The organism is Citrobacter rodentium NBRC 105723 = DSM 16636 (assembly GCF_021278985.1).
Taxonomy (GTDB): domain Bacteria; phylum Pseudomonadota; class Gammaproteobacteria; order Enterobacterales; family Enterobacteriaceae; genus Citrobacter_A; species Citrobacter_A rodentium.
In genome coordinates, this window is sequence record NZ_CP082833.1 from 1,070,885 (window position 1) to 1,089,152 (window position 18,268).

General features: G+C 59.0%; 11 protein-coding genes. 1 reads left to right on the plus strand and 10 read right to left on the minus strand.

All coding sequences use genetic code 11. The features are described 5' to 3' along the window. Window positions 1-57: 57 nt before the first annotated feature. Window positions 58-825: a cyclic-guanylate-specific phosphodiesterase gene (gene pdeH / locus K7R23_RS05080; protein ID WP_012908221.1), complete on the minus strand. Its 768-nt coding sequence runs from the start codon at window positions 823-825 to the stop codon at window positions 58-60. Between the two features lie 227 nt (window positions 826-1,052). Here pdeH and kdgK point away from each other — a divergent pair, with 227 nt between their 5' ends. After that, complete coding sequence (kdgK, locus tag K7R23_RS05085) at window positions 1,053-1,982, plus strand: 2-dehydro-3-deoxygluconokinase (RefSeq protein WP_012908220.1); 930 nt, start codon at window positions 1,053-1,055, stop codon at window positions 1,980-1,982. Between the two features lie 53 nt (window positions 1,983-2,035). Here kdgK and K7R23_RS05090 read toward each other — a convergent pair whose 3' ends face one another. The 9 genes from K7R23_RS05090 to bcsR form a co-directional block, all read right to left on the minus strand. Continuing rightward, on the minus strand, window positions 2,036-3,535 hold the full coding sequence (locus tag K7R23_RS05090) for a M16 family metallopeptidase (protein WP_012908219.1): 1,500 nt from the start codon (window positions 3,533-3,535) through the stop codon (window positions 2,036-2,038). Window positions 3,536-3,755: 220 nt separating this feature from the next. Next, entirely contained in the window at window positions 3,756-5,042 is a 1,287-nt protein-coding gene (gene dctA, locus K7R23_RS05095; RefSeq protein WP_012908218.1) for a C4-dicarboxylate transporter DctC, read from the minus strand. Between the two features lie 166 nt (window positions 5,043-5,208). Further along, on the minus strand, window positions 5,209-7,206 hold the full coding sequence (hmsP, locus tag K7R23_RS05100; RefSeq protein ID WP_024133020.1) for a biofilm formation regulator HmsP: 1,998 nt from the start codon (window positions 7,204-7,206) through the stop codon (window positions 5,209-5,211). 169 nt (window positions 7,207-7,375) lie between these two features. Continuing rightward, a complete protein-coding gene (bcsC, locus tag K7R23_RS05105; protein ID WP_042623034.1) occupies window positions 7,376-10,888 on the minus strand; it encodes a cellulose synthase complex outer membrane protein BcsC in 3,513 nt (1,170 codons plus the stop codon). A 197-nt stretch (window positions 10,889-11,085) separates the two neighbouring features. After that, window positions 11,086-12,192 (minus strand): cellulose synthase complex periplasmic endoglucanase BcsZ, encoded by a 1,107-nt coding sequence (gene bcsZ / locus K7R23_RS05110; RefSeq protein ID WP_012908215.1) that lies wholly within the window; start codon window positions 12,190-12,192, stop codon window positions 11,086-11,088. A gap of 6 nt (window positions 12,193-12,198) precedes the next feature. After that, window positions 12,199-14,550, minus strand: a complete 2,352-nt coding sequence (gene bcsB / locus K7R23_RS05115; RefSeq protein WP_012908214.1) for a cellulose biosynthesis cyclic di-GMP-binding regulatory protein BcsB — start codon at window positions 14,548-14,550, stop codon at window positions 12,199-12,201. A 10-nt stretch (window positions 14,551-14,560) separates the two neighbouring features. Continuing rightward, window positions 14,561-17,182 carry a UDP-forming cellulose synthase catalytic subunit gene (gene bcsA / locus K7R23_RS05120; protein WP_012908213.1) on the minus strand — a complete coding sequence of 874 codons (2,622 nt, stop codon included), beginning with the start codon at window positions 17,180-17,182 and terminating at the stop codon, window positions 14,561-14,563. Continuing rightward, complete coding sequence (gene bcsQ, locus K7R23_RS05125; RefSeq protein ID WP_012908212.1) at window positions 17,179-17,946, minus strand: cellulose biosynthesis protein BcsQ; 768 nt, start codon at window positions 17,944-17,946, stop codon at window positions 17,179-17,181. Before bcsQ ends, bcsA begins: the two co-directional genes overlap by 4 nt. Before the next feature lie 11 nt (window positions 17,947-17,957). Then, a complete protein-coding gene (gene bcsR, locus K7R23_RS05130) occupies window positions 17,958-18,146 on the minus strand; it encodes a cellulose biosynthesis protein BcsR (protein WP_012908211.1) in 189 nt (62 codons plus the stop codon). Window positions 18,147-18,268 lie beyond the last annotated feature (122 nt).

Genomic DNA, 18,268 nt, shown 5'->3' on the forward strand with positions numbered 1-18,268 from the left:
CCCTTGCCTGTCCTAAAGATAGTTCAGCCAAACAGATTTACCGGAAACAGCCTGCTTTCAGAGCGATAAAATCATCTCATCGAGACGGGAAAAGGGCGCCGGACGGGAAAGAAAATAGCCCTGGGCGGCAAACGCTGGCGAGTTTTGTACGTCACGCCACTCTTCCGCCGTCTCCACCCCTTCCACGATCGCGCCGCGGCAGTAGCGGTTCATCAGCTGTAGCAGCAGGATAAACAGATTACGCCCTTCCGCCGTCTGGCGAAGCATCACGAACAGCTCGCGGGCGATTTTAATGTAGTCGTAGCGCACTTCGTTTAACGCTGAGAAATTCGCCATGCCGGTGCCGAAATCATCCAGCCACAGCGGACCAAACTCGCATATTGCGGCGAAGGAGGAGTCTTTCGGCAGGCGGATATGCTCCACCAGCTCAAAGCGCAGCCAGGGCATCCGTTCGATAGTCTGCAAAATATCAGGATGCTGGCGCAGGGCAATTAAGGTTGGGCCATCGATGTTAACGGAAGCCAGAAGCGCGTGGCGGCGGAAAAATTCCGCTTTTTGCTCCAGCAGACGGAGCTGCTCATTCACCACTTCAATACGCTGGCGCACCGTCACTTCGGCAAAATAACGGTCGGGCGCGATACGCCGGGCAGGATCGTCCGGATGGGTCACTACCGTCAGCAGCTCAACGGCCAGCAGGCGTCCGTTGGTCTGATAGATGGGCTGGTATGTGTAAGCACGCTCACATTGCAACCAGTAGCGCCGCGCCTGCAAGCTTTCAATGCCCGTCGCAGAAGCGCTTAGCTGCTGGAGCCCCTGATTTATCATCTCCGATGTCCCGTGGTTGAGAGTGTGCTGCCCGGACTCATCAGTTATCGGCGCTCTGGTGCAGAACTTTATGTCGTGTATGCGCAAAATCAAAAACGACAGCGCAAAAATCAACGCAGAATACGGACTGGCTCAAGAAAATAATGGAACGTTGTTTTAATATGGTTGACCACTAAACACCCACAGCGCACACTAACGCTAATTTTTTTCCAGGTAGGTTCACGACTATGTCCAAAAAGATTGCCGTGATTGGCGAATGCATGATCGAACTGTCACAGAAAGGCGCTGACGTTCAGCGCGGCTTCGGTGGCGATACGTTGAATACTTCCGTTTATATTGCCCGCCAGGTCGACGCTGCGGCGCTCTCCGTCCACTACGTCACCGCACTCGGCACGGACAGTTTCAGCCAGCAGATGCTGGAGTCATGGCAGGGCGAAAACGTTGATACCTCGCTGACCCAGCGTATGGAAAACCGTCTGCCGGGTCTTTACTACATTGAAACCGACAGCAGCGGCGAGCGCACCTTTTACTACTGGCGCAATGAGGCGGCGGCGAAATTCTGGCTGGAGAGCGAGCAGTCGGCGGCAATCTGCGAGGAGCTGGCGACGTTTGACTATCTCTACCTGAGCGGCATCAGCCTGGCGATCCTCAGCCCTTCCAGCCGTGAAAAGCTGCTGTCGCTGCTGCGCGAGTGCCGCGCCAACGGCGGAAAAGTGATTTTCGACAACAATTACCGTCCGCGCCTGTGGACCAGCGCTGAAGAGACGCAGCAGGTTTATCAGCAGATGCTGGAATGCACCGACATCGCCTTCCTGACGCTGGATGATGAAGACGCGCTGTGGGGCAAAAAGCCGGTTGAAGAGGTGATCGCGCGGACGCACGCCGCTGGCGTACAGGAAGTGGTGGTGAAACGCGGCGCGGACTCCTGCATGGTGTCCATCAAAGGGGAAAACCTGATTGACGTCCCGGCGGTGAAGCTGCCGAAAGAGAAGGTGGTCGATACGACTGCCGCAGGCGACTCCTTCAGCGCCGGCTATCTGGCGATCCGTCTGACCGGCGGCGATGCGGTTGAGGCCGCGAAGCGCGGCCACCTGACTGCCAGCACGGTGATCCAGTACCGCGGGGCGATTATCCCCCTCGACGCCATGCCGCAGTAAGATTCGCGGTTGCCCGGTAGCGCTGGCGCTTACCGGGCCTGCGAAAAAGCTGGTTACTGCACCGCCGGAATATCCGTCACTTCCGGATGCGCCTCATCCGTCTCTACGGGCGCAGCGGCGGTCGTCGTCGGCGCCATAATCTGCTCCCAGGTCGCCTGCAACTCCTTCATGTTAAATTCCGCTTCGCCCTGCGGTTGCAACAGGATCAGCGCCATCTCCTGCGACAGCTGCTGACGCAGGCTCTGATTCAACATCTCCACGGTCAGCGTATTCAGAAAGTCCTGACGCAAACGTTGATACTGCTCTGGTGCGATATCCACCACCTGATTTTGCAGCGAACGCAGACGCTGGCTCATAAGAATGTCGGTAGTGGTGCGGCCATAGGTGGCGAACAGTTTTTGCAGTTCCAGATTCTTTTGCGCCACCAGTGCGTTGAACTCCTCTTCCGGCAGGCCGTTATCGCGCACCTTCGCCAGCTCGCTCGCCACGATGTTCAGGCCAGCGTTGAGCTTATCGTTCGGCGATTGAATGTTGATGGCGCACTGGGCGCGCAGGTACAGAACGCGGCAGTCAAAGCCGAAATCGATATTTTTAACGTTGCTTTTGCTTAGCGCCTGCTGAACGTGCCAGAACAGCGCTTCGCGCGCTACATCCGCGCGCCAGTAGCGCAGCAGCGCCGAGGATTCGCGGATGGGCTGCCACGGCGTGTCCCACATAATGGACAAGCGATCCTGGCGCACCATGTTGGTCATGATGCTGACCGCCTCCGCGCGCAGCGGCGACAGCGTCGGCAGCGGCGCTGGCGTTTCGCGCTTGCCGGTCAGCTCGCCGAAGGTTTTGTTGATCTGCTCGGTAACCGTTCGCGCATCGACGTTGCCGACGATAATCAGCGTCATCGCGTCCGGGGTGTACCATTTCTGATAGAAATCGTGAATTTTCTCCGCATCAACCGGTTTTTTCAGCGGTTCGGCAGGATCGTGTCCCAGCAGCGCCGAGCCTTTCAGGCGGTAACGCCACCAGCCTTCTTTGGTATCAGCCGGCAGCGTAGCGACCATGTCTTTGCTGCTGAGCGCATGGGCCACCGTCTCCGGGGAGATCGTCAGCTTGCCCATCGTGTTCGCCAGATAGGTCAGCGACTCTTTCAGCAGATCGTTACGGTTGTTGGGCAGGCTAAGCTGGTACTGCGTGGAATCATAGGTGACGGTGACGGGCGGCATCGGACGCTTGCGGGTGGGGTCGGACGCCTGCATCCACAGGGAGCGGGCCTGGGTGGCATCGAGGCCGCCGCTCTGGGTTAACGCAATACGGGGAATAACGTGACTGAAACCGCTCTGTTGGGTACTTTCGGTGAGCGAACCGGTATTTACCAGCAGGCGGACCTCTATGCGGTCGCTGGGGCGCTGCGGAGTGGCTAACACCTGCCAGTGTAAGCCATTCGCCAGCGTTCCCTGTTGCCATGCCGGGTCAGGCTGGAACGCATCTGCCTGCACATAGCCGGCAGTGGCCATCATCAGCAAACCGCCCGCCAGAAGTCGAATTTTTGTACCCTGCATGTGAACCCCTGATCAACAATCCTGGTAATAAAAAAGACAGACCAGTAAGCCCGTCTGAATATGACGTAGAAAACACTTCGTGTTAGACCGCAAGAACCGAAAAATGTCACGTAAGAAGTGAAATAAACCCAAGCCTTCATGTTGAAGGATTAGGGAGCAGGGGTCAATTATGCGCAGGAGCCCGCAGCCCCACAAGGGACTGCGGTCATAAGGATTGAAATTATGAGGATATTTCGTGCGTTTTGCCGTCCGGCGCACGATTATTCAGCACATCGTCGAGCTTCTGGTGATCCAGCTCTTTCACCCATTTCGCCACCACGACCGTCGCCACGCCGTTACCGACCAGGTTAGTCAGCGCACGGGCTTCAGACATGAAGCGGTCGATACCGAGGATCAGCGCCAGACCCGCCACCGGCAGATGGCCTACCGCAGAGATGGTTGCCGCCAGCACGATAAAGCCGCTTCCGGTAACGCCAGCCGCCCCTTTGGAAGAGAGTAGCAGCACCACCAGCAGCGTAATCTGATGGAAGATATCCATATGGCTGTTGGTCGCCTGGGCGATAAACACCGCCGCCATCGTCAGGTAGATCGACGTTCCGTCAAGGTTAAACGAGTAGCCAGTGGGGATCACCAGCCCGACAACCGACTTGCGGCAGCCAAGCTTTTCCATCTTATCGAGCATCCGCGGCAGCGCAGACTCAGAGGAAGAGGTCCCCAGCACAATCAGCAGTTCTTCACGGATATAGCGGATAAATTTGAAGATGCTAAAGCCCGTCGCGCGGGCGATAGAGCCCAGCACCAGCACGACGAACAGGATACAGGTGATGTAGAAGCAGATAATCAGCTGCCCCAACTGCACCAGCGAGCCCACGCCATATTTGCCGATGGTGAAAGCCATCGCCCCGAACGCACCGATCGGCGCCAGGCGCATAATCATGTTGATAATGCCGAAAATGACCTGCGAGAAGCTTTCGATCACGTTGAAAATCAGCTGGCCTTTGCTGCCCAGACGATGCAGGGCGAAGCCAAACAGCACCGCAAACAGCAGCACCTGCAGGATGTTGCCGCTGGCAAACGCGCCGATGACGCTGCCCGGGATCACATCCATCAGGAAGGCGACAATGCCCTGGTCTTTCGCCTGCTCGGCGTATACCGCCACCGCCTGCGCATCAAGGGTAGCCGGATCGACGTTCATCCCGGCGCCTGGCTGCACGACGTTGACGATAATCAGACCGATGATCAGCGCAATGGTACTGACAATCTCAAAGTAAAGCAGCGCCACCGCGCCGGTACGACCGACCGCCTTCATGCTTTCCATACCTGCAATGCCGGTAACGACAGTACAGAAGATGACAGGAGCGATGATCATCTTAATCAGCTTAACGAACGCGTCGCCAAGCGGTTTCATTTGTGCGCCCAGTTCAGGGTAGTAATGGCCAAGGAGGATACCAATGGCGATTGCTGTCAGGACCTGAAAATAAAGGCTTTTGAACAGAGAGGTTTTCATAGGGTGTCCTTGAAGTAAAAACCACAGGTCTTGTAAGGTTATGGTTAACCTGCGGCCTTAAAATAACACCCCGACAACATGACAGAAATGCACCAGGATCATAATTGAAACAAAAATGTTAAAAAGTTTGAGCTGGCTCGCACAAGTTCACCCTTTTATAACTATTTTAATTAACAGAGTTGTGCTGTAGATACTGTGCTTCGAAGATTTCCGCCGTCACCGCGCGGCCAAAAAGGTAGCCCTGAGCGATTTCCACCCCTGCGCCGGTCAGCCAGTCACGCTGCACGTCATTCTCAACCCCTTCAGCGATCGTTTGCAGGTTCAGGCTGCGCGCCAGCAGGATAATGGCAGAGATCATACTGTTATCCTCCGGCAGCCCCTCAACGAACATTTTGTCAATTTTCAGCATATCTATCGGCACGGATTTCATATGCTGAAGCTGGCGCAGCCCCGCATAGCCCATGCCAAAATCATCCAGCGCGATGCGCACGCCGGCGTTACGCAGAGGGCGCAGAATCGCCACCGCGGCATGCGGATCGTCGATACGGCGACTTTCCGTGACCTCCAGAATCAGCATGCCCGGCTGGATACGGTAACGGTTCAGCAGCGCAAGCATGTCTTTGACCATATCCGGATGCATCAGCTGCAGCGCCGACAGGTTGACCGACAGCGGCAGCGCAATCCCGCGCTCTTGCCAGGCGGCAAGCTGGCGACAGGCCTCCTCCAGCACCCAGTGGCCGAGGGTGACCATCAGGCCGCAGCTTTCAATCTGCTCAATAAGCCCTTCCGGCAGCGCCCAGCTACCGTCCGGCTGCTGCATTCGCAGCAGCGCCTCCACGCTCACCACCCTGCCGCTGGCGATATCCACCTGCGGCTGAAGCCAGAGCGCGAACTGATGGTTTTCCATCGCGGTGAGAATATCGCTCTCTTCGGTCAGCCGTTTCTGCGCCGCTTCCATTTGTTCAGGTTCGAAGAACTGAATCTGGTTTTTACCTTTTCGCCGGGCGGTGAACGCAGCGGAGATGGCGCGGCTATACAGCTGCTCGGCGCTAAGGTTGCCATAAAACATCGCCACGCCAATGCTGCAGCTCGGGCGCAGCTGGATCCCCTGAACGGGCAGACGCTCATTAATGATTGTGAGCACTTGCTGACCCAGCGTAATGGCGTGCCACGGCTCTTTCACGCCGTGAGCGATAATCGCAAAGTCATATCCGCTGACCTGAGCCAGCACCATTCTCGGGGAAATTACCGATTTCAGTTTTTCCACCAGCGTTAACAGCAGGATCTCCCGCTGCGCCTCCTGCAGTACGCCTGCCGTATCGCGCAGGGTTTCGCAGGTGACAATCATCAGCGCGGTGGTCTGCTGCCGCGCCGCCACCTGCTCCAGCAGCCCCATCAGGAAGGCTTTATTCGGCAGTTCGGAAACCGGGAAGCGCATCGCGTTGCCCGTCAGCTCCTCGCTTTGCCGTTTGACCAGCTGTTGATTGAGGTTGTAGCTGCGCACCAGCATGCCAATCTCATCGTCATGATGCAGACGCGGCAGCGCCAGCTGATGGCCAATAAGTTCCTGCTGGGGGATATCGTTCAGCTCGCGGGCGATTTTGCGCAACGGGTGCAAAATCAGGCGGTTCACGCACCAGCTAATCGCCACGGTCAGCATCAGCGATAAAAGTAAGTAAATAGTCACTAACGTAGAGAGGGCGCTCATGACGAACTTATACATACGGTATGAATCCGCCTGCAGCACCAGATAGGCCAGCGGCTGCGGATTCGCCGGGCGTTCAAGCGAATAAACCGGCAGCGAAATCTGCACCGGCAGCTCGAACAGGCGGGTCACCATCACCGGCACGGGCCGTTCGGGGATAAAGCTCATGCGCAGCGCCTGAAACTGGTTTGGCAGCACCACATCGGCGCGGCGGACCACACCAGCCGGTTTGATGCTGGCAAGAATGGATTCCGCTTCGCGGATATCGCCTTTCAGGATCGCCGCTGACAGAGGTTCTCGTACGGATCGCGCGATGCTTTCCAGTTGCGTAGCCGTGTTATAGCGGTTCTGCTGGACCAGATGGAACAGCAAAACGGTGCAAAACATAAAAACGAACACCATGACAACGGCCGCGACCATCGCCATCTGCTTGATTGTTAACGAGCGACTTACGCGCAATATTGTCTCCCCCGGAAATCCCTGTATGCCGCCCGAGTATACCCGATCGTCGCGGTATTAAGAGAGGTCTCATCTGAAACGGACTTTTCTTAATACCGGCCAGCGTTTGCCGGATGGCGGCTACGCCTTATCCGGCCTGCTGATCGTTGCGTCGTCCTCTTCCCGGCCATTACCAGTCTGCGTAAGGCACCAGCGGCTGCGGCGGTAAATCCATATCCCCCTGCCAGCCCGCAGCGGAATAACGTACGTAGAGCAAAAAATGGCTTGGGGTGTAATCTTTCGCCTGCTGAATATCAATGGCGGTGCCGACAAACCAGTTGGAGGTCACGCGCCGTTCAACCAGCGCCCGCGCGGTATAACCAAAGCCCTGGCTGCTGCCGCCGTCGTTGGTCTGCTCCCGCGCCGCGCTCTGGTAATCCGCCGGGATAAGATTCATCAGCGGATAGCGCGGCATCGTTTTGGTGCGGGAATGCGACCACGAAACGGAGCCGCCCAGCTCCCAGGACCAGTTTTCGGTCCGCTGCCGCCACATCACCGGCACCGCGAACGACAGATACTCCTGCGGGCTGTAATAACCGCCCTGACCGAGAGAGTAGCCGCTAAGGTCCTTATCGTAGTGCCAGATCATATTGTTCAGGCCAACGGTGACGCGGCGGTTATTCTCGTTAATCACCTTGTAGTAGTAACCGGTCATCCAGCGCACCCGCCAGTTGTCGGCCACGTTTTTGCCGGTGAGCTGGTCGCCGCTGAGCGAGGCCCAGACGCCGTTGGCTTCCCCTTTGTCGTAGCTGAGGCTGATGCCGCCGCCGTCGGCGCGCACGCCGCCCCATTTTTTGCCAGTGTTAACGTCGTTGCTGTCGCCGTTATGGCTTTGCGCATCCTTCTGGCCGCCAAAGGCCAGCAGCGAGCTGGAGACAGGCCGACGATGCGCGTTCAGCGTATAGCCTAGCGGTCCGATATCGCTGCTGTAGCTGACGCCGCCGACCACATCTACCACATTGAAGCCCATCGGCGTGGTGCCGATATCCCAGCTCCAGGTGTCGTTTGCCCAGCCGACCGCCACGCTCGCCCCGGTATCCGACTGACTGCGGTTGCCGCTACACTCCTCCAGCGTACAGGTGCCCCAGTTATCGTCATAGCGTCCGTCGGCATCGGTTGCGAAACTGCCGACGTTCATATTGACCAGATCGGTGCGGAAGAACATCCGCCCGTCGGACCAGGGCGCATCGACGTGGAGCATGGTGGTATGCGCTTTCAGATCGGAGTAGCCGCCGGTGCCGCTTGAGCCCCAGTAATCATGCTCAAGGGTGACGTTGAGATCCTGCTGCCGGTATAAATCCGCCGCATCGCTGCGCACGCCGCGCTTCAGCCAGTCATCTTTTTCATCATTGCGGGTCAGGCGGGTAAAGGTGTCGTTATCCTGCGGACGCGTCGGGGTGATATCGGCAGCGACCATCGCGTCTTTATACGTCTCCAGCGCCCGCTGGGGTTCGCCGCTCTGCGCCTGGAATCTCGCGGCGTCCCGCAGCACCATTGCGCTTTCCATCGACGGCGACTGCGATTTCGCCCGGGGGATCAGCGCGCTGAAGGTTTGCTTTGCCGCTGCGGTGTCGCCAAGCTGCATTTGCGCCAGCGCCACCCGACGCTGCACAGAGATGGACGGCTCTGCGGTCGCAGGCAGTTTTGCCAGCCGCGCGCGCGCCGCCGCTTTGTCGCCCTGAGCGATATCGAGTTCGGTCAGTCCCAGCAGGGCGTCAACGTTGTCCGGTTCGCGCGCCAGCACGCGGTTATAGTCGCCGCGGGCGGTCGCATAGTCCCGCCGCTGCTGCGCCCAGTCGGCCAGCGTTAAGTCGAGACGCGTGGAGGCGGGCTGCTGGCGCAGCAGCGCTTCCGCCTCAGCTTCTTTACCGCTGTCGCGAAGACGGTTTGCGGTTTCCAGTACCTGATTGCTTTGCAGCCGCTCCGCCAGTTCCTGAATATTCGCGTTCCACTGACTGCGCGGCAGCGCATTGAGATGCGCCAGCGCCGCGCGATCGCGCTCGGCGCCCGAGAGATACAGCCCGTAGGCGTACACCTGCTCCGGATCGTTTGGTTTCTGCCGCGCCAGCGCGCTCATCTGCGCGTCGGCCTGGCTGCGCTGTCCGGCCTGCCATAAATCGCGTGCCAGACGGTAGGTAATCCAGACGCTGCCGGGGTCCAGCGCCAGCCGACGACGATGCAACTCCGCGGCCTGCGCCCAGTTGCCCTGGCTCTCCAGCGTTTCCGCCTGCTGCGCCAGACGATCGTTTTCCAGCCCGCGCTCAATATCATCAATACTGCGGCGCTGGCTGGCGGAAAGGGTGGCGATAAACGCGCTGGCTTTTTCCGGCGACTGCTGGCGATAGAGATTCGCCAGACCGCGCACGGCGTTGGTGTTGCCGCTGTCCATGCGCAGGGTTTGCTGGTAATAGCGCTCCGCCGCCGGATAATCTTTGCGCGCCATCGCCGCGTCGCCCAGCCCCAGCACCGCATAGCTGTCGGTGTTATCGATATTTCTCGCCTGCTGATAAAGACGTTCGGCCTGGTCGATATCGTTGGCCTTCAGCGCGGCGTCGCCCTGCTGGATAGCCAGCCAGTAGCTGTTGACCTTCAGCAGGCTTTGCCACTTATCGCGGCTCGGGCTTTGCGGGTCTATTGCCAGCGCTTTCTTAAACTGCGCCACGGCGCTGGCGCGATCGCCGCGCTGTGAATAAGCCTGGCCCAGCGCGCCCACGGCCTCGCTGTCATTTTGATTGGCTTTCACCGCCTGCTGCAATTCCGCCACCGCGTTACCGCCCTGCCCGGCTTCTACCGCCGCCAGCCCCTGCGCGCGGGCGCGGAACGCCGGATCGGCAAGCTGTTGTTGCTGTTTACTCAGATTACCGCGCGCCGCCTCCACGCTGTCGCCTTCGCTAAAGACGGTAAGGTATTTTTGCAGCGCTTTCACGCTGGCATCGCTGACCGGCAGATCTTTAATCTGCGCGTACCAGATATTGGCGGCGGCGTTGCGTCCGCTGCTGGATTTCGCCATCTGCTCGAGCACGGCAAAGCCCTCCGCCGGTCGGTCGCTATCAAACAGCAGCTGCGCCAGCGTATTTTGCAGGGTGTTATTGCCCGGCGAGCGATCGTTGATCGCCTTAAGCTGGCCGATCGCCTGATTGCGCCTGGCGGGAATTTTCGCCACCGTGCTCCAGTACTCGACCTCCAGATCGCCTTCCGGCGGGGTTCCGTTGAACAACTTATCGTAGGCGGCAACCGCCTCTGGCGCATGGCCCGTCGTCGCCTGCAGGCGCGCCTCCTGCAACGCCTGGCGGCCATCCGGCGTGGCGAGTCGTTGCGTGGTGCGGGAGGATTGGTACGCCCTTGAGTCAGGCGCTATCTGCGCAAGCCTGTCGAGCTGCTTTTGCGCGCCGTCGTTGTCGCCCTGACGCAGCATATAGCGAAAGCGGGCGGCGATGACGTCCGGGTTATTCGGATCAATCAGCTCAAGCCGGTAGAGCGACTGACGCACCAGGTCTTCGCGGTGCGTGGCTTCGCCAAGCCGGACCTGATCCAGCAACTGCTGCTGCGCCGAAGGCGCGGCCTGGGCGATAAATGGCAGTAGGGCCATACCGAGCGTCAGGCCCAACAACGCCCGACGGCGACGCGGCGCGTTGCCTGACATGCCGGAACCACCCTCCGGCGATTTGCCCGGTGGCGCGCTGCTTACCGGGCCTACGAGAGACGGTAAGCCGGATAAGGCGTAGCCGCCATCCGACGATTTGCCCGGTGGCGCGCTGCTTACCGGGCCTACGAGAGACGGTAGGCCGGATAAGGCGCAGCCGCCATCCGGCAACAAACCGCTCAGCATTTTCAACTTTTTTAATGTGAACTTGCGCATTCCTGGCCCCAGTCAGGTAGTAACTCGCCGTTGGCGGCGAAGCGGTAACGATGCTGATCCCAGCCCTGCCCGAAGAGTGTCAGCACGTAACTGTAATAGGCGTCGCTACCGGGAAAATGGTCCGCCACGCTCTGCCGCTGCACCGCCTGCGCGTCGCGGTCTTGCAGGAAAGGCAGCAAAGAGGCGGAAAATCCTACCGGACCGTTGCCCTGCGCTTTACCGCTGGCGACGTCCACTTTCTCCGGCGGAAGGCCGTTTTTAGCGGTGAGAGTCGCCATCGGTTTGAATTTCGCCAGCAGCCGCGCTTTTTGCGGATCGCGGTCATGCATCATGCCGACCCACAGGTAAACGCGAATGGCGTCATAGCTGCTGACCAGCGTTTTCTCCGGCTTCAGCTGCCAGCCCTTGTTTTTCTCGTAACGCACCCAGTCCGGCGAGAAGCCTTTCGGCGCGGTTTCTGACAGCAGACGTTGATTCGTTTCGCGCAGGGTGGTCCACGGCGCGCCGAAACGGGTGAAATACTGCGCCAGCTGCGGCGGCAGATAGCTCGGGTTAAAGCGCCAGCTGTTCTCTTCGGCAAAGCCGATTTTGCCGGGTAGCAGCATCGACCCCAGCCCCGGCACCGTCACCACTTCCTCGCTGGCAATCCGTTTCAGCAGCGCTTTGCCGATGTCGGTATAGCGCGGCTCCTGCCATAAACGCCCGGCTTCCAGCAGCGACCAGGCGATCCAGATATCGCCGTCGGAGGCGGAATTACTGTCCAGCACGCTCCAGTTATCCGGATCTTTTTGCCCCCACAGCCAGGCGGGCAGATGTTCCTTCAGGGAACCTTGCGCCAGGTTGTTTTCACTCCAGGCCAGCAGCCTATCAAACGCCTGCCTGTCGTTAGCGGCGAGGGCAAAGAACATGGCGTAGCTTTGCCCCTCGGACGTGGTGATTTTCCGCGCGTCGCTGGGATCAATCACCCGCCCTTCCTGGCTGATGTAATCCTTTTTGAATTGATCCCAGGCAGGCCAGCTACAGGCCGCCTGGGCGCTCAGCGCGGCCAGCATCAGGACAGCGGCGATTCCACTACGCAACGCGTTCATCATTTATCACTCATGATCGGGATCGAGACGACGGCGGCTGATGATGCGCAGCAGACGCCACAGCACCCAGGCCAGCAGAACCACGCTGATCGCCGCCAGTACCGCCAGCAGTATCGGGTGATTCGCCAGGGCGTACCACAGACGCTCAAACCACGGCAAATGGCCGACATAATAGACATCGCCGACGCGCAGGCTGTTGACCCCCGACTCACGTATCACCGCCACGGAGCCGAACATCACCGCCCGCTTCCCGCTGTCGTTAATGGCTTCGTTCAGCAATTCATAACCGCGTGAGCTATCGGCCAGCAGCGCCACGACGCTGCGCTGATCGTTAAACGGCGACTGGAAGCCAATCACCGCCGCCATCGGCCCGCTCGAGGTGACGGAGGCCTGCGCGTCCGCTTTGCGGTCGGCCTCATCCGGCATAATGCTCGGGAACGCCGCCTGACGCAGCGGCGTCTTCACCCAGCTTTGCGTCGCCTGCACCAGCAGGTCGATGCGCTTATCGTCCTTCAGCGCATCCGGAAGGATGCCGATAATCAGAATGTCCGCATCTTTGTTCTGAATCTGGCTGCTGTTATCGACAATGGTCAAATTAATCGCCGGGAAGCCGGTTTGCGCGCCGATAGTGCCCGTAACGTCCAGCAGCGTTTCCATCTGCGCTTCGTCTGGCGCTTTCGGCATCACCGCGATGGTTTCCGCCAGGTCAGCCATCCGGCTGAACGGGAAGCCCGCGTTAGCGAAAGCCCGCAGATCCGGCATCGCAATAAAGTGATAATACTTCGAGAAGTCGATGGTCGAATCGTCGCCGATCACTACGTGATTCGGCACCGACTGGAAGGTAATACAGTTATCCACCGTGCCGCCCGGCATCGGGTTCATATACTCGAAGTCGAAACGCAGCTGGTTCATCGCCCCCAGCTTCAGCGCCGGAATCGAGACGTCGGTTTTACCATCCAGCAGCCCCTGCAATACCGGCAGACGCAGCAGCAGACGGTTGTCCTTCTCTTTGCTGGTCAGGCTAAAGGCCTGCAGGAACTGATTGTTCAGGCTGATATCCATGCGCGAGCTGTCTTTGGTCGGCGGCGTGGTGTAGCGGTAATTGAGATTCATATCAATACCGGTACTGCGCAGCAGATAAAGATCCGGCGGCAGGTTCAGGGAAATATTGATCGCCGCAGGCTCGATCCCCGAGGACTGCAACTGCTGTTCATAGGTCTTCAGTTCGCCAAAGGTCACCGGACGGTCAGTGCGCACCCAGTTTGGCGCATCGTACGGTTTACGCGCCACCAGCGGTTTCACCTCGTTAACCTCCACGCTGCTGCCGCGGAACAGAATGTTGCCCTGGGCAATGCCTTTTGCCGCCTGCAACAGATCGTTATCGTTACGGCCAAACACCACAAGCAGCTTCACGTAGGGGTTTTGCGGATGGCTGATCATCTCAATCACCGGCGCCTTCACCGGCGGATGGTCGCGCAGGAAATCCGGGCGTTTATCGTTAGTGGCAAAGACGATGGCATTGCGGTCCGGCAGCTGGTTATACAGCACCGGGAAGTGCTGGCCGCGCCAGCCGGAGCGGGAACCAAACCAGGAGGAGACGATCGACGCCGCCTGCTGCAATGGGCGATCCGGCGCGCCGGCAAACACCATCGGCAGCGTCATCGGACGATTGTCGCGCGAATCGAAGAACGGCACCGGGAAGTGCGAAAGATCGTTTTTCACCTCCAGCGTCTGATAGGTGAGATCCAGCACGCTGCTGCGACCCACGTCCAGCCACAGCGTGCTGTTGGCCAGGTTCTCGCACACCTGCTGATAATGGCCGATAAACTCCAGCCGCACACGGTTAAAGTCGGTGATAAACAGCGGGTTGATCGGTATCTGCGCCAGCGTCTTTTTGCCCAGCTGCTCCTGGGTGACCGGCAGGACGCCCATCAGCTCATCGTTAAGATAGACCTTCAGCTGCGACTGAACAGGCAGCAGCGACGGCGACGGCGTGTACTCCAGATTGAGCATCGCCTTCGTCACCACCTCATCGCTGCGCATCCCAAACTCAATGCTGCCGTTCGGGTTCACGCCACGCAGCACCATGCTGCCCGGCGGCGGCGCGATTTGCGCAAAAGTGAGCTTCACGTCGCGCGAAGGACCACCCTGCGCGACGATCGGCGCATCCGCGCCCGGTACGCCAGGCATCACCTGTCCGACGGGCTGATTATTATCCGCCGGAGCAGGTTCTGCCGGGGCCGCGGCTGGCTCAGCATTGATCAGTGGTTGCGTTGCAGGCGCCGCATTCGTCATGAAAGAGGGGAAAGCGCTCATCCCCATTGCCACTGCACAAATCCAGGAAAGTTTTCTTTTCATCGCGTTATCATCATTGTTGAGCCATAACCTGATCCGGCTGTTGCACCGCCGCGTCGTCCCGTTGCGGACGACGCGGAATGAACGACACAATCCAGGCGACCAGAGAGGTCAGTGACCGGAAAATTACTTTAACGGAAGGCGGGGAGAATTCCGCAAGATGGCGATAACCGCGGAAGCCCAGCTTCAGTATATCGAGCAGGCTTTCCAGCGGTTTGTCTTCCGGGTAGCTGTCCTGCCAGAGCGCCCATGTATCCGCACGGGCAAACGTACACTGCACAAATTCGATATGCTGCCTGGTGGTCAGCGGCATTAGTTGCAGCCCCACCTGGTCGCCCCAGACCCGCGCCACCTGCGTCGGGAAGACGTACTCCTGCTGGCCGCGTTTGAGCAGCAGATTCACCTTCTGTCCTTCCAGCACCTGCGCCTGCCCGTTAATTTTGATCCCCAGACCGCCGTCGGAGAAATCGTGTACGGTGCAGGAGAACAGATGGCCGTCCTCACGGGCTATCGCCGCCGGCATCGAAATTTCCACGCGGTGCGAGCGGCGCACCTGTTTGCTTTCCACCGACACCGCCACCGCGCCGCCGAGAATAATCAGGTTATAGAACACCCACACCAGGCTGACGACCACGGTCAGCATCTCGTTTTCCGGTCCGTAGAAGTAGCGCCAGACGCCAACCGCAACGCCAAGCAGGTTGATCAGCACCAGCCAGATGTACGGACGGGAGATCACCCAGTCGACATACTCCTCTTCCACCAGACCGCCCTTCGCGGTGACGTTGAACTTGCCTTTGTGCGGGTTAATCAGCGCCACCAGCGTCGGCGGCGCGATGTACCAGGCCAGCACCGTTTCGTAGATTTCGCTCCAGAAGGAGTGACGGTATTTCCCCTGAATCTTCGAGTTGGTCAGGCTGGCGTGCACCATATGCGGCAATACGAACAGCGCAATCATTAGCGCGGGCGCATAGATGATATAGGCGTGCAGCAGCAGAAACGCCAGCGGCGCGGTCAGGAAGATCAGCCGCGGGATGCCCGACAGGAAGTGGAACATCGCGTTGACGTAGCACAGCCGCTGGGCAAACTTCAGCCCCTTGCCGGTGAGCGGGTTATCGAGGCGGAAAATCTGCACCATCCCGCGCGCCCAGCGAATACGCTGGCCGATGTGCGCCGACAAACTTTCCGGCGCCAGCCCCGCCGCCTGCGGGATGCGCATATAGGCGGAGGTGTAGCCGCGACGGTGCAGGCGCAGCGAGGTATGCGCATCTTCGGTGACGGTTTCGACGGCGATGCCGCCAATTTCATCCAGCGGCTTACGGCGGATCACCGCGCAGGAGCCGCAGAAGAAGGTCGCGTCCCACATATCGTTACCGTCCTGCACCAACCCGTAAAACAGCGTGCCTTCGTTCGGCGTTTTGCGAAAACGGCCAAGGTTACGTTCAAACGGGTCCGGCGAGAAGAAGTGGTGCGGCGTCTGCATCATCGCCAGCTTCTTGTCTTTCAGGAACCAGCCCATCGTCATTTGCAGGAACGAGCGCGTCGGCACGTGGTCGCAGTCAAAGATCGAAACGAATTCGCCTTTAGCGTATTTCAGCGCGTTGTTGATGTTCCCGGCTTTGGCGTGCTCATGGGTGGTGCGGGCGATATAGTGCACGCCCACGTTCTGGGCGAACTGGCGGAACTCTTCGCGCCCGCCATCGTCGAGAATCCAGATATTGAGCTTATCCTTCGGCCAGTCGATGCCCAGCGAGGCGTAGATGGTGTTCTTCACCACGTGAAGATCTTCGTTATAGGTGGGAACGAAAATATCCACCGTCGGCCACTGCGACATATCTTTCGGCAGCGGCACAGGCTGACGGTTGAGCGGCCAGACCACCTGGAAATAGCCCAGCACCAGCACGATCCACGCGTAGGTTTCGGCGAACAGCAGAATCAGCCCGCATACCAGGCTCACCGGATCGTCCCAGTTCAGCGTGGAAGTATAGCGCCACCAGATATAGCGGCACGAGACGGTCAGCGACAGCACAATCAGCATCAGCGCGGAAAAACGTCCCGGCATCCGCCGCACGATGAGCGCGATGCCCCACAGCAGGATCAGGAAGATAAACTGCGCCAGCGGGTTAAACGGTTGGGTCACGCAAATCAGCGCCAGAATCAGCGAAAAGGTGACGATAACCCCGATAATAATGCGTCGCGCGCCAACGCTGAGATGCCCCAGCTCTTTCTGTTTATCAAGATGATGGGTATTTTTCGTCACCCGTTCAGGCAACGCATCCAGCCATTGATGGTAGCGCCCGCGCACGCCCTCAAGGCGGGAAAAGGTGCGCCAGCGCGGTTTGCTCGTCTGCCGACGCGAGGCGGCCGCCATCAGCCAGAACGTCTGAATCAGGTAGCGGGCGGGATCGAGAGGACGCGGCCGGGCGGCGTTAATATGCGGATAAAGGGCCTTATGTTCAGCGCGGATCCGCTGCCATCGCGGATGTTCCAGCGGAATGAAAATCCACGCCATAATCGTCCAGAAGCAGCCCAGCGCCGCGCTAAAAGATGACGCGCCGTGGCGACGATAGCCCTGATAGCGCTCGCTCAGGCGCGCGCTGACCGGCGGGATAAGCAGCCACCGGGACAGGAGACTCATGATGCGCTCCCGACGACGGTCTTCCCTGAGGCGGTGGTCTGGTCGGCATAGTTTAATAAGCACCAGTTAGCCAGCGTCAGCACCTCTTCGGCAGCCAGTGAATCGCTACGATACTCGCCGAGCGGCTGCTTTGCCGCCAGGCATTCCGCCATCGCCTCATCGCGATGAATCACCATCGGCAACAGCCGACGCTGGCTCTGCAACCAGACCCGATAGAGATCGTCCTGTAGCTGGCTGCCAATGCGTAGATCGTTAATCAGAATATGCGCGCCGACAGGCAGCGCCTGCTGATGCAGGCGAATATGGCAGTTGGCGTCGGCTTTGACCACCGCCAGCGTGCGATCGCAGGCCTTCACTAACTGGCGGGTCAGCTGCGCCGCGCCGTGAGGCAGATCGAGTAAAATCCATGAATAGCGTCCGCTCTCTTGCAGCGCGCGCAGGCCCGGCACCATCTCGCCCAACTGCGCCTGCCAGCGTTCCGGATCGTCGCGTTCCTCCGCCGTCAGCTGACCAAACGGCAGGAGATCCAGCTGCGAGGTATAGCGCATCCCGCCCTCGCGCCAGTCACGGCCGTCGAGCAGCGCTCTGGCCCAGCCGTCGCGATGCGCGAAATCAACGTTGAACGACAGGCGCAGCAAATTATCGGAGCAGGCGTCCACGACCAGGACGTTTTCCCCCAATAACTGCAATGACCAGGCCAGCGCCGCAGTGATAGACGTGGTGCCTACCCCGCCGCGAATGCCCTGAAGCCCCAGAATAGCCATCCACGACTCCCTTATTGTTGTTGCGCAAATTCAGCCAGCAGTGGCCAACGTTTAATCGCGGCGGCCAGCTGTTCACGTTGGGATATATCGGTGTAATCAAATTCAGGCAATGAAAAAGCCTGGCTCAGAGCCAGGAAGTCGTTTTGAAAGGTATAGCCTAAAGCTGAATCAGACTGAGTGTCGGGTTCGTTGTCAGACATTTGTTTATCTCTTTGAATATACTCGCCGCGCTTCAGACATTTTTTCTGTTTGCATTCTGCTTCCTTCCCATCGAAAATCAATGTCGTCAGGTAACGCGTATTTTTTGTGTTTTCATTGTTCA

What these genes read in the sequence shown, in the direction of transcription:
- kdgK (WP_012908220.1), top strand. Translation starts at nt 1,053, where the DNA reads ATGTCCAAAAAGATTGCCGTGATTGGCGAATGCATGATCGAACTGTCA.
- K7R23_RS05090 (WP_012908219.1), bottom strand. Translation starts at nt 3,535, where the DNA reads ATGCAGGGTACAAAAATTCGACTTCTGGCGGGCGGTTTGCTGATGATG.
- bcsC (WP_042623034.1), bottom strand. Translation starts at nt 10,888, where the DNA reads ATGTCAGGCAACGCGCCGCGTCGCCGTCGGGCGTTGTTGGGCCTGACG.
- bcsB (WP_012908214.1), bottom strand. Translation starts at nt 14,550, where the DNA reads ATGAAAAGAAAACTTTCCTGGATTTGTGCAGTGGCAATGGGGATGAGC.
- pdeH (WP_012908221.1), bottom strand. Translation starts at nt 825, where the DNA reads ATGATAAATCAGGGGCTCCAGCAGCTAAGCGCTTCTGCGACGGGCATT.
- bcsZ (WP_012908215.1), bottom strand. Translation starts at nt 12,192, where the DNA reads ATGAACGCGTTGCGTAGTGGAATCGCCGCTGTCCTGATGCTGGCCGCG.
- dctA (WP_012908218.1), bottom strand. Translation starts at nt 5,042, where the DNA reads ATGAAAACCTCTCTGTTCAAAAGCCTTTATTTTCAGGTCCTGACAGCA.
- bcsQ (WP_012908212.1), bottom strand. Translation starts at nt 17,946, where the DNA reads ATGGCTATTCTGGGGCTTCAGGGCATTCGCGGCGGGGTAGGCACCACG.
- bcsA (WP_012908213.1), bottom strand. Translation starts at nt 17,182, where the DNA reads ATGAGTCTCCTGTCCCGGTGGCTGCTTATCCCGCCGGTCAGCGCGCGC.
- bcsR (WP_012908211.1), bottom strand. Translation starts at nt 18,146, where the DNA reads ATGTCTGACAACGAACCCGACACTCAGTCTGATTCAGCTTTAGGCTAT.